The organism is Enterocloster clostridioformis (assembly GCF_020297485.1).
Classification (GTDB): Bacteria; Bacillota; Clostridia; order Lachnospirales; family Lachnospiraceae; genus Enterocloster; species Enterocloster clostridioformis.
On sequence record NZ_JAIWZC010000001.1, the window covers coordinates 4,833,981 to 4,846,458 of the forward strand.

At 48.7% G+C, this 12,478-nt stretch carries 12 protein-coding genes; all 12 read left to right on the plus strand.

Annotation, left to right across the window (positions count from 1 at the left end):
- The first annotated feature begins 112 nt into the window (after positions 1-112).
- The 12 genes from LA360_RS24190 (at position 113) to LA360_RS24245 (ending at position 12,473) form a co-directional block, all read left to right on the plus strand.
- Entirely contained in the window at positions 113-601 is a 489-nt protein-coding gene (locus LA360_RS24190) for a TRAP transporter small permease (protein ID WP_002588168.1), read from the plus strand.
- A gap of 12 nt (positions 602-613) precedes the next feature.
- Complete coding sequence (locus LA360_RS24195; RefSeq protein WP_057572109.1) at positions 614-1,927, plus strand: TRAP transporter large permease; 1,314 nt, start codon at positions 614-616, stop codon at positions 1,925-1,927.
- A 35-nt stretch (positions 1,928-1,962) separates the two neighbouring features.
- Positions 1,963-2,793, plus strand: a complete 831-nt coding sequence (locus LA360_RS24200; protein ID WP_022201012.1) for a sugar phosphate isomerase/epimerase family protein — start codon at positions 1,963-1,965, stop codon at positions 2,791-2,793.
- A 40-nt stretch (positions 2,794-2,833) separates the two neighbouring features.
- The gene (locus tag LA360_RS24205) at positions 2,834-3,892 is read left to right on the plus strand and encodes a zinc-dependent alcohol dehydrogenase (protein ID WP_225537682.1); all 1,059 of its coding nucleotides are present in this window, start codon (positions 2,834-2,836) and stop codon (positions 3,890-3,892) included.
- A gap of 44 nt (positions 3,893-3,936) precedes the next feature.
- The gene (locus LA360_RS24210; protein WP_002566050.1) at positions 3,937-4,374 is read left to right on the plus strand and encodes a cupin domain-containing protein; all 438 of its coding nucleotides are present in this window, start codon (positions 3,937-3,939) and stop codon (positions 4,372-4,374) included.
- 23 nt (positions 4,375-4,397) lie between these two features.
- Positions 4,398-4,958: an SIS domain-containing protein gene (locus LA360_RS24215; protein WP_057572110.1), complete on the plus strand. Its 561-nt coding sequence runs from the start codon at positions 4,398-4,400 to the stop codon at positions 4,956-4,958.
- Between the two features lie 21 nt (positions 4,959-4,979).
- Positions 4,980-5,924 (plus strand): ROK family protein, encoded by a 945-nt coding sequence (locus LA360_RS24220; RefSeq protein WP_057572111.1) that lies wholly within the window; start codon positions 4,980-4,982, stop codon positions 5,922-5,924.
- Between the two features lie 39 nt (positions 5,925-5,963).
- Positions 5,964-7,067, plus strand: a complete 1,104-nt coding sequence (locus LA360_RS24225; RefSeq protein ID WP_057572112.1) for a Gfo/Idh/MocA family protein — start codon at positions 5,964-5,966, stop codon at positions 7,065-7,067.
- A 20-nt stretch (positions 7,068-7,087) separates the two neighbouring features.
- Entirely contained in the window at positions 7,088-8,053 is a 966-nt protein-coding gene (locus LA360_RS24230) for a sugar phosphate isomerase/epimerase family protein (protein WP_057572113.1), read from the plus strand.
- A gap of 35 nt (positions 8,054-8,088) precedes the next feature.
- Positions 8,089-9,159: a TRAP transporter substrate-binding protein gene (locus LA360_RS24235; protein ID WP_057572114.1), complete on the plus strand. Its 1,071-nt coding sequence runs from the start codon at positions 8,089-8,091 to the stop codon at positions 9,157-9,159.
- Between the two features lie 16 nt (positions 9,160-9,175).
- Positions 9,176-11,164, plus strand: a complete 1,989-nt coding sequence (locus LA360_RS24240; RefSeq protein WP_057572115.1) for a dihydrodipicolinate synthase family protein — start codon at positions 9,176-9,178, stop codon at positions 11,162-11,164.
- 322 nt (positions 11,165-11,486) lie between these two features.
- Entirely contained in the window at positions 11,487-12,473 is a 987-nt protein-coding gene (locus LA360_RS24245) for an alpha/beta hydrolase (RefSeq protein WP_112481816.1), read from the plus strand.
- Positions 12,474-12,478: the final 5 nt, after the last annotated feature.

Below are 12,478 nucleotides of genomic sequence, written 5' to 3' on the forward strand. Positions count from 1 at the left end.
ATAAATACAAAATAATATCAGCAAAAATAACAATTGACAACAATATAAATATCCATTAAGCTATAGACATAAATTGTAATCGATTACAGTATAATTCGATAAGGAGGGCAAGATGACTTTTAAAAGGTTTGATTCTGTGGTTGCGTGGATTGAGGACATTGTTTCTGCGTTCTGCCTGGCAGGGATTGTGGTGATCGCAGCGGGAAGTGTATTTGGGCGTTATGTTTTACATACAGGTTTTCTATGGGCGGACGAAGTGAACCAGATGCTGCTTGTCGCCATGGGCATGTTTGGGAGTGCAAGAGCAGTGCGTTCCAATGGTCATGCGGAATTCACCTCTTTTATTAACAACCGGAAATCAAGAACGGCGCGAATTGCAATGCGGGCTGCAATCAATATACTTACGATTGTGTTGCTGGTGTTCATGTTCGTGATTTCAATGCAGTTTACCTTAGGCGGAACCATGAAGAGTACGGTACTTCGTATTCCGAGAATGTATTTTTACATGTCAATTCCCATGGGATTCGGGCTTTGCATTTATGAGTATCTGAAGGTGGTCAAGACAAAGATATTAACGGACGCAGCGTCCGAGAATGAATAGGAGGAAACATAGATGGGAGAAGTAATTGCGCTCCTGGTCATTTTGACCTTTGTTTTTATCATTGCAGGTATCCCGATTTACATCAGCCTGATGTTTACCGGTTTGCTCAGCCTTGTGGCACTGGCATCATCCACAGCAACTCCTCTTGCCACACTGGTTATTCCACAGTCTATTTTTAACGGCATAGGAAGCCTGCCCCTTTTGGCTATACCGTTTTTCATGCTTGCAGGTGAGATTATGAACCGGGGAAAGATTACGGAGAAGCTGATTCGGTTTGCAATGCTGCTGATTGGACGCCTGCCCGCCAGTCTTGGGCTTTCCAGTATTGTGGCGAGTATGTTCTTTGGCGGCATTACTGGTTCCGCACAGGCAAGTACCTCCTGCATGGGCGGTATCCTGATTCCCGCCATGAAAGAGGAGGGATACCCCACAAAAGAGGCGGTTGGAATTATTGCTGCGGCTTCTACCTGCGGGCCAATTATCCCGCCGAGTATCATCATGGTTGTATTTGCCACCGCGGTTGGGTGTTCGGTTGGAGCAATGTTTATGGGAGGCCTGATACCGGGGATTCTGGTAGGCTTGATACTGATGATTGTATTGCTGGTCCGTAATCACATGTATCATTTTCCGAAGCACGATGAACGGCTGAGCCGCAACGAAGTTGTGAAGGTTGCTCTTGATGGTATCATCCCATTGGGCATGCCGGTTATCATTGTGGGAGGTATCATGGGAGGTGTATGTACTCCTACAGAAGCGGGCGCCATTGCGGTTGTTTACAGTCTGCTGGTCAGTCTTTTTGTCAGCCGCACCTTAAGGCTTCGGGATATCTGGTCTCTGCTGCTTGCAACGGTTAACAGTGCGGCACCATTGCTGCTGATTATTGCCTGTGCCCGGATATTCAGTTACGGTCTGACAGCGCTCCAGATGCCGGTTATTGTGAATGACCTGATTCTTTCCTTAACAAGTAACAAATATGTATTTCTGATGCTTGTGAATATCCTGCTTCTTATTATGGGAATGTTCATGGATGGAGGAGCGTCTGTTATTATCCTTGCTCCGATTCTGGCTCCAGTTGCGGCTGCTCTTGGTATCAGTACAATTCATTTTGGTGTTATCATGGCGCTTAACCTTACCATTGGTAACATTACGCCTCCGCTGGGATACTGCTTATTTATAGGAAGCAGAATTGGAGATATTACGGTGGAGGAAGGCATCAAGGGCATTATTCCATATCTAATTGCAGAGATTGCCGCATTGCTGCTGATTACCTATATCCCGTCGCTGGTCACCTATGTTCCGGTGATGCTGGGATACAGTGTGGTATAACCGTATAAGGAAATTAATTGTAGGAGGAGATATATATGAAGTTTAGTGCCTGTACCGCGGCCTTTGGCATGGCGGATCTGAAAAAAATTATTGATACTTCGGCAAAGCTGGGATATGATGCCGTGGAGCTTACCGCGGCCCTTCACCTGCCGGTGGAATCCACCCCGGAGCGCCGAAAAGAGGTTTTAGGCTGGATTCATGATGCAGGAATTGTTTGCAGCGCCCTTCACTATATTTTCGACGGAACCATTCGGCTTTTGAGCACGGATTCGGAGATGATGAATCAGTCTGCCGCCTATTTGAAACAGGTAGTGGATGTTGCATATGATATGGAATGCCCTACCGTTATAGTGGGAAGCGGCGGAAAGACCAGAAGCTTTGAGCCTGACTGGGACAGGGAGGCAGGAGTGAAATGTATGGCTGAGGTAATACGCCGGGTTGGTCTGTATGCCCAGGAAAAAGGGGTTACCCTGGCGGTGGAGGCAATTAACCGGTATGAAACCAACTTCTTGAACACATTGGAAGAAGCGGTAAATTTTGTGAATATGGTGAACCTTCCAAATGTGCGTACCATGGCGGATACCTATCACCTGAATATAGAAGAAGTAAATCCGGCTGAAACCATCCGCAAATATGGACATACCCTGGCAAACCTGCATCTTGCGGACTCAAACCGCCAGGCGCCGGGAGATGGACACTTTGACTTTGCGTCTGTGGCGGAGGCGCTTCGGGAAGTGGATTTTAAGAGGTATTGTTCCTTTGAGGTATTTGGGCTTTATCCGTGGAAACTCTGGTATGACACCTTTGAAGAGTCGGTTGAACATATGGGCAACGGTATTAAATACGCCCGTTCTATTTTTGGATGAATTATGCTGTAGTCAGATACCGGGACATACGTCCGGAGGTATGGAAAGGATAGATATTATGAGAAGAGTGGCATTGGTTGATTATGGGAAATTAGTATTACAGGATAACTGCGGGGACATTAAGGCCCTTGAGCCGGGAACAGTTAAGATTGATGTAACGGCCTGCAGTATCTGCGGAAGCGATATCGCGCTTTACCGTGGAAAACGTTCCCTTGAGAATGAAAGATATTTCGGGCACGAGTTTTCCGGCGTGGTAGCAGATCCTGGCGATGGCGCAAATGGTATTAAGAAGGGTATGCGCGTGGCAAGTGAGCTTTCCAGGGCCTGCGGACACTGCTGGAATTGCCGCAACGGGCTTCCCAATTATTGCAGGAGCATGAATGATGCCCTTCTGCCCGGAGGATTTACAGAGGAAACCCTGGTGTTAAATACGCCGGAATACAGTTTTATCAGCCCTGTTCCGGATACCATTGATGATATTACCGCAACTCTGCTGGAACCAACCAACTGTGCTTACCACGTGGCGCGTCGGGCTGATGTGAAGCATGGGGATACGGCGGTTGTCTTTGGCATGGGACCCATGGGGCTGATTGCGGCCCGCATTATAAAGAGCATGGGCGTAGATGTGGTTGTGGGAGTGGATAATAGTAAGGCGCGTCTGGAAAAAGTGCAGAGTCTTGGATTTATTGATGTGATTGACAGCAATGACGGGAATTGGCAGGACCAGATATTTGAAATGTGCGGTTCAAAGGGTGTGGATGTGATTATTGAGCTTACAGGAGCGCTCCCGGTCCTTCAGAGCGCGTTCCAGGTGGTCCGGCCGGGAGGGCGCATCGTGGTGGGCAGTGTTTACAGCGGCTTTGCAGACCAGGTAGAGCTTTTGCCCATTATGCGCAAAGAGCTGACCATTCTGGGCTCCAAGGGCCCGTATCCACATTTAAAGACAGATGGTACCAGCGCGGCAGTTGATATTCTGGTGAGGCTTCAGGATGACTTAAAGAAGCTGATTACGGTTTATGATTATAAGGATGCCCTTAAGGCGTTTGATGACATGATGTCTGGTTTTGCAATCAAGCCAGTTATCCGGTTTCGATCATAAAAAAATTGAATGATAGAATAATTTCAGGAAAAGGAGATTTTGTAATGACAAACAAAGAGCATGTATTGAAATATGGAGGAAAGTTTAGTATCAGCGGCGGTGAAGTGTGGACAATGCCAAATGGACACGATGTTCATTTCGCTTTAAATCCAAAGATGGGATGCCGCGGAGCAAATATCGCGGTTGGATTTCATAAGCCAGGTAAGGAATTTGCGCCCCATAAGCATCCCATTTCTGAGGAAATCCTCATCATCCACAGCGGTAAGGGTGAGTGTTACCTTTATGACAAGTGGATTCCGGTTGAGACAGGAGATATTGTGTTTGCGCCTCCCGGCGTCCTGCACGGCACCCGCAATCCAGCGGAAAATACAGAGGACTTTGTAACGCTTGGTATCGCGACACCGCCCCAGCTTGACCTTTACCTGCGCGCAGGCTATGACATACTGGAGGATAACTCCGGAGAATATGTGGAAGAAGTATAAAGAGGAAATTGGAGGAAAGAAAAATGTTCTTTGATACATATAGTGAAATGTTAAATGATACGATTGATGGCCTTAAGAGAGAGGATATACAGAAACTGTTTGATTTGATTGAGGAGACTAGGAATAACGGAAAACATCTCTTTGTGCTTGGCAATGGTGGAAGCGCGGCCGCCGCATCCCATTGGGTATGTGATTTTGGCAAAGGAATTAACAGAGGAGATTCCAAACGCCTGAAAATTTTTTCACCGGCAGATAACGGAGCAATTTTCAGCGCTCTTGGTAATGACTGTGGATATGAGACAACGTTTGTTGAGCAGATGAAGAATTTTCTGGAGCCGGGCGACCTGGTATTAACCTTTTCTGTTTCAGGAAGCTCATCAAATCTTGTGGAAGCTCATAGGTACGCAAAAGAGATTGGTGCAAAAACAGCCTGTGTTGTTGCGGATAAAGGTGGTAAGATAATCGGCATGTCCGATTTTGCAATGATTATCCCATCTGAGAATTATGGTATTGTTGAGGATATTCATGTAATTCTGGGACATGCAATCTCACAGCAGATTTATGCAGACAATGTGGGGGCGTAAGGCATATTGGAGGATGAAGATATGTATATTGCGGCACTAGACATTGGCGGAACAAAAACCATTGTTGCTATACTGGATGAGAATGGCGGAATTTTGATACAGGAAAGTTTTCCGTCCATTGTCGCAAGATATGAGACGCATCTGGAATTGTGCGTACAGGCAATGAAACGTCTGATGCATCGGACTGAGTTACAGGCAGAGGACTTTACCGGACTGGGGGTGTCGCTTCCGGGAATTGTGGACAACGAAAAGGGAATTCTGCTTTACGCACCTTATGCAAACTGGGAAAATGTGGAAGTCGCGGGCTATTTGAGTAAAAACCTTGGGATTTCAAGGGTGCGGTGCGAGAATGATGTCAACGCCTGCGCCATTGGCGAAAAGCGGTTTGGACTGGGAAATAACTATACGGATTTCATATGGATGACAGTGAGTACAGGCGTGGGCGGCGCCGTGGTGGAAGGTTCAAAGCTGGTGCGGGGAGGCCTTGGTTTTGCCGGTGAGCTGGGACACTTAAAAGTTGAATATAAGTCGCCGGCTCATTGTCCCTGCGGTCAGTATGGCTGTCTGGAAGCACACGGTTCCGGGACGGCGCTGATACGGGAAACAAGGAAGCGCAGGCTTACATCGCCTGCATTTGCAAACGCGCTGGATGAGATGGGGTTAAAGCCGGATGGGGCCGGATGCGCGGCCCTTGCCAGGGCAGGAAACACAGATGCCATGGATATTATGAATCAGATTGGTACATATCTAGGACGCGGTATTTCCTATTGCATTAACATTTTAAATACCCAGGCAGTTGTGATTGGGGGCGGTGTTGCCTCGTCCCTTGATCTTCTGCTTCCATCCATCCGCGTTTCCGTACAGCAAAATGCTTTTAAGCAGATGCAGGATATTGATATTGTAAAGACTCCCCTGGGTTATGAAGCGGCCCTTCTCGGCGCGGCGGCCCTGGTTCTGGAGCAGTAAGGGCATAAAAGTAATATAAGACAGGAGGAGAGAACGGACATGAAACGATTAAAAGCAGCGGTAATCGGTTCTGGGTTTATCGGAGCGGCGCATGTGGAGGCGCTAAAGCGGGTGCCTGGTGTGGATGTTGTGGCCTTGGTAGATATTGTGGATCCGGCGCAAAAGGCTGAGGAACTGGATGTTCCAAATGGATTTTCAGACTACCGGGAGATGATTGAAGCGGTAAAGCCGGACTGTATCCACATTTGCACACCAAATCATACGCATAAGGAAATTGCCCTCTACGCATTCGAACACGGGATTCATGTAATCTGTGAGAAACCAATGGCAAGGAATGCCGGGGAAGCAAAGGAAATGCTGGAAGCGGCAAGGAAATGTAATCTTATCCACGGGATTAATTTACATAACCGGTTCTATCCCGCCAACCATCAGCTGCGCAATATGATTCTGGATGGGGCTCTGGGCAAAATATATGGCGTTCATGGAGGATATTTACAGGATTGCTTTTCACAGGAATCGGATTTTAACTGGCGTATGTTGTCCTCGAAAGGCGGAAGTACCCGTGTCACATCGGATATTGGTTCCCATTGGATTGACCTGGCGGAGTATGTAATTGGAAGTAAAGTAAAAGAGGTATTTGCGGAGTTCCAGACCAATCTGCCGGTGAGAAAGATGAGTGTGGCAGGAGAGTTAAAGGATATGGAGGTGGATACAGAGGATACTTCTTACGTTATGATCCGCTTTGAGAATGGAGCCGTTGGCAGCGCTGTATTTTCCCAGGTGTATCAGGGCAGGAAAAACCAGACTACGATTCGGGTATCGGGTTCGGAAATTTCTGCTGAATGGGACAGCGAAGCCATTGGTGATTTGAAGCTTGGGTACAGGAATGAACCCAACCGCCTGCTGACAAAAGACCGTGGGCTGGCTCATCCGGATACCGCGCCGATCATTACCTATCCGGGCGGTCACACGGAGGGATTTCCGGATGCTTTTAAACAGAATTTTATAGCTGTCTATGGAGCAATCCGTGGAACGAAGCCCACTAATCCATACGCAGACTTTGAGGATGGGCTGCATCAGATGCAGGTTCTGGATAAAATATTTGAAAGCGCGAAAACGGGCCGTTGGATCAGTGTTAATTAAAACGGGAGGAAACAATCAGAATGAAGGTTGGCATTGTAGCGAATATTATGCAGGACAAAACGCTGGCAGAGGCCCTGGATTATTTTCGAAAAATGGGAATCCAGACAATAGAGCCGGGATGCGGCGGATACGCAGGCAAGTCCCATGTTAATCCCACTGTTTTGCTTGGTGACAAAGAAAAGATAGATGAATTTAAGAGGATAATAGCGGATTCGGGTTTGACCATCAGCGCCCTTTCCTGCCATGGTAATCCCATTCACCCGGATCAGGGAATTGCAGCCGCCCATGACGGGGATATGCGGGACACGGTACGCCTTTGTAAAGAACTGGGACTGGACACAATTACCTGTTTTTCCGGATGCGCCGGAGACTGTCCGGATTCAAAATTCCCCAATTGGGTGACCTGTCCCTGGCCGGATGATTATCTTAAGATTTTGGATTACCAGTGGAATGAGGTATTGATTCCATACTGGAGGGAGTTTGCTGCTTTTGCAAAAGAGAATGGCGTGACGAAGATTGCATTAGAGCTGCATCCGGGATTTATGGTTTATAATTCTGAAACCTTAAAACGGCTCCGGGGGGAGGTTGGAAGGGAGATTGGGGTGAATTTTGACCCAAGCCATCTTCTTTGGCAGGGAATGGACCCTGTTTCGGTGATCCGTGAGCTTAAAGACGCAATCTATCATGTACATGCCAAGGATGTTAAGGTGGACTTAATCAACACCGCGGTCAACGGAGTCCTGGATACCAAACATTACAGCAATGAAATTAATCGCTCCTGGATATTCAGGACCATTGGTTATGGCAATGATACGGCTTACTGGAAAAATATTTTTTCCACACTGCGTATCATTGGATACGATGGGGCGGTCAGTATTGAACATGAGGATAGCCTGATCAACCGGTTCGAAGGCCTGGAAAAAGCGGTCAGGATTGTCAAAGAATCTTTGATAATGGAAGACAAAACAGAGATGTGGTGGGCGTAATTAACTAATAAAGAATGATAAAGGAGATTAACCATATGAAAAAGAATCTTATATCCATGTTACTTATAACAGCCACAGCAATCAGCCTCGCCGCCTGCGGCGGCTCTAAGGCCCCTGCTTCTGCAGGCAGCAGCGGCACATCTGCCCCGAAAGACACCGCGGCATCCGTCAATGCTTCACAAGTGGTTGTTAAGTATTCGGTAACGTATCCCTCCACCGGTACGCAGGCAGAGGGGGCGCTGAAATTAGGAGAGCTGATTGAAGAGTGCTCAGATGGGCGTATGAAGATGGAATTCTATCCGTCCTCCCAGCTGGGGGATAAGACCGCAACCTTTGAGGGCCTGGGAAACGGAACCATTGAGATGACGGAGTGCGCTGCCACGGATCTTTCTGCGTTTAATGACATGTGGTCTGTATTCTCCCTGCCGTATCTGTGGGAAAACGGACAGCAGGCCTGTGCAACTGTAATGGACCCGGCGGTCCGCGAGATGCTGGAAGCGGACGCGCAGGCCAATGGATTTATCATCATTGCGTGGACTGACATTGGAAGCCGCAGCATAATGAACCAGAAGCAAACGGTCAATACCCCGGCAGACCTTACCGGACTTAAGATTCGCTGCATGCAGGAACCGATTCTGGCGGATTCAACCAATGCCATGGGCGCAATCGCCACGCCTCTGGGTGCAAGCGAGATTTATACCGGTCTGCAGCAGGGGACCATTGACGGCCTTGACCATACCCCCTCTGTAGTGGTTGCCAATGGATGGCAGGAACTGGCCAAGCATTTCTCCCTGACGGAGCATTTCACTATCCCGGACCCGGTATTCGTAAGTAAGGTATGGTTTGACGGCTTGTCTGCTGAAAATCAGGAAGCTGTTCTGGAAGCCGGCAAGAAGTTCTCTGATGTATGGAATAATGAGATCTGGCCAGAGGCAACCGAGGATGGTATGAAGGCAATGAAGGAACAGGGCGTTGAAATTGTGGAGGTTGATAAAGCGCTATTTGAAGAGGCTGTAAAACCGGTTGTTGATAAATTTCTGGCGGATGCCAGCGAGGATCAGAAGGCGCTGTATGATTTGCTGACAAAGACACGGGAAAACTATTAGTGGGAGGAAATACGTTATGTATGAGAAAAGGCTGTGTGGGGTTGTTATTCCCACCATTACACCGATGAATGAGGATGGATCTATTGATGACGCGTCGATTGCGGATTTCACACGGTATCTGTTAGAAGCAGGTGTAAATGCCCTGTATCCCAACGGGACAAATGGCGAGAGCCTGCTCCTAACAAAGGAGGAAAGGGACCATGTGGCAGAGGTTATGGCGAACGTGAACGCTCACCGCCTTCCGTTGTTTATCCAGTGTGGCAGTATGACAACAGGAGAAACCGCATCCCACGCAGCACATGCGGTTGATATTGGGGCAGATGGGGTTGGCATTATGAGTCCTGCATTTTTCCAAATGGATGAAGAAGCGCTTTTCCAGTATTACCGTGACGTTATAAAAGGCCTTCCGGAGAATTTTCCAGTGTATATATATAATATTCCCGGTTGCACGACTAATGATGTAAAGCCTGGATTGCTGCAAAAGTTGATGGAGGAGTTTCCTAATATCGTGGGAATCAAATACAGCAGCCCGGACCTTATGCGGGTAGAAGATTATCTTGAAACAGATGGAAAAAAGCCAGAGCTTTTAATTGGCTGTGACAGCTTGTTTTTGCAGTGCCTGATGACAGGGGGCGTAGGAACGGTAACCGGGCCAGGGAGCATTTTTCATGAAAGGCTTCTTAAGGAGTTCAACACCCTGGCCAGGAATTTCCATGAAAACTATCTGATGACGGCCCGCGATTATGCAGAGTTCGGAGCTTATGAGGAGGCTGTTGCGGTTCTGTCCCAATGCGACGAGGCATGGCCCATGCTGTTTTACTACAAGGCATACTATCTGGGGAAGATGGGAAAAGATACATCCTATACTTTGTTACAGGCTTCACAGTGCAGCACGGATTACTGTTTCCCCAATAAGCTGGAGGATATTCTGGTCCTGGAATACGTGGTCAGGGAAAAATGTGAGGATGCCAATGCATATTACTATCTGGGCAACCTGTACTACGATAAAATGCAGTACGACACAGCCATAGGGTATTGGGAGCGTTCTGCTGAGTTAAACCCGGACTTTGCAATTACCTGGAGGAATCTGTCCCTGGCGTACTATAACAAGAGACATGACCCGGATCAGGCAAAGCAGGCCATGGAGCGGGCATATGAGCTGAATCCCGGCGATGCGCGGATTTTCCTGGAACTGGACCAGCTGTATAAGAAGCTGGGGATGCCGGTGGCAGAGCGGCTGAAACACTATGATATGGCCAGGGATGTGTTCATGCAGCGGGATGACCTGATGATTGAGTATGCCACCCTCCTGAATCTTTCAGAACGTTATGGGGATGCCTATGAGTTTATTATGGCTAACCGTTTCCATCCATGGGAGGGAGGAGAAGGAAAGGTAACAACCCAGTATACCGTGTCGCTGGTAGAACTGGCGCGGTCAGCCATGGAACGAGGTGACCTTGATGAGGCGGAAGAATTTCTGAAGAAGGCTTTGTACTATCCGGAGAACCTTGGGGAAGGCAAGCTGGAAGGATGTAAGGATAATCATGTAAACTATTATCTGGGTGTCATAAAAGAACGCCGGGGCGATCAGACAGCGGCAGAAGCGTATTTTGAAAAAGCCAGCGTCGGTACGGATGAACCGGCTGGAATGATGTATTACAATGACCAGCCGGCTGATATGATCTACTATCAGGGACTGGCCAAGGAAAAACTGAACCGGCCGGTAGAGGCAAAGGCAAGGTTTAACAAGCTTCTGGACTATGGAGAGCAGCATATCTTTGATGTAATGCGGGTAAGTTATTTTGCGGTATCGCTTCCGGACTTCCTGATTTTTGATGATGACCTGAATAAACGGAATCAGACGCACTGTTATTACCTGATAGGGCTTGCCAATCTTGGGCTGGGGAACATGGATGCTGCTGCAAAGGCCTTTGTTAATGCAATCGGACTGGAGCCAACCCACCAGAATGCAATCCGTTACCTTCATATGACGGGAAAAGCATAAACAGCGCAAAAGAAAGATAACGGTCCACCGGGTGGCCAGCGCGGTAGGGGTTAAGGATATATATCTGTGCAGCCTGTTTCAGAGACACATACAGACCACCCCATGCGCCTGTACACCAGTATGCGGATGAATTATGCGTGCAGGATGCTGCGTCATATCGCTATGGATTGTTTCGTTTAAAAACAAACATGCGGGTATAAGCATAAAAACTGAATCATTGGTGAAAAACGTTCTGTTTTGGAACGAAATATGGATAAGACTCAGTTGTCTTTGACGCCCATTCTCTATAAAATAGTAGATATTTTAAATGGGAGGTCTTAATATGTATGTTCCGCCAAAAGTAAAACCCCTGTGTCCGCCTGAGGAGCGGCCGCGCTTTGAAGATGTGCCATACGCCAGGGTTACGCTGGATAACGGGCAGGCTTATACCCTCAAACTGGATATTTATCAGTCACCTGAACAGAACACCCCCGGGCCCTGCATCATCTATATTTTCGGCGGCGGTTTTCTATGGGGTGAGTACAAACAGGTTACCCAGAAGGCTGTCTATTGCCGGGATCTGGTGCGCTTGACAAAGGAGGGCTACACGGTGGTCTGCCCAGACTATAGGCTGGTGAGCCAGTCCATTTTTCCTGCCTGCATTCATGATGTCAAGGGCGTGGTCCGCTTTCTGAAGGCCAACGGGGAGAAGTACAACATCGATCCAAACCGCATCGGCGCCCTGGGCAATTCCGCCGGGGGCTGCCTGGCTTCCATGCTGGCCCTCAGCGCAAACTGCAGGGAGCTGGAGGGGGAGGTGGGCGGCAACCTGGAGTACGACAGCTCCATCAAGGCTGCGGCCATCTTCTATGCGCCCGCGGATCTGTGTCAGAGTATCCGCACCAGCGCAGCCGCCCTGTCCGGCCCTCCAAAAGATCTGATCGGGACGGAGATCGAGAACGTGGGCAACGACAACGCCGGCATCATCCCGGCTCTGATCGTGGGCTACACCGGCCCGGGGCGGAGCCTTTTTACCTTAAACCAGGTTCTGGAGCGCAATGATCCCGGGGACCCGGACTGGCATTTTATCGAGCTGACTAGGAAGTGCAGCCCGGTTACCTACGCCGGCGCGGACTGTCCGCCGGTGGCGATCTTCCAGGGCGGCCGCGATACCATTGTGGACCCGGATCAGAGCGAGATTCTGTACCACGCCTTGGTGAAGGCGGGAGCGGACGCCACCTTTGTGGCCTGCTCCGGCGGCGGGCACGGTCCCTCCCTGGGGGAGGAGATCGACCAGTTTGCCTACAATTTTCTGAAAAAAAGGCTGTGACAGGA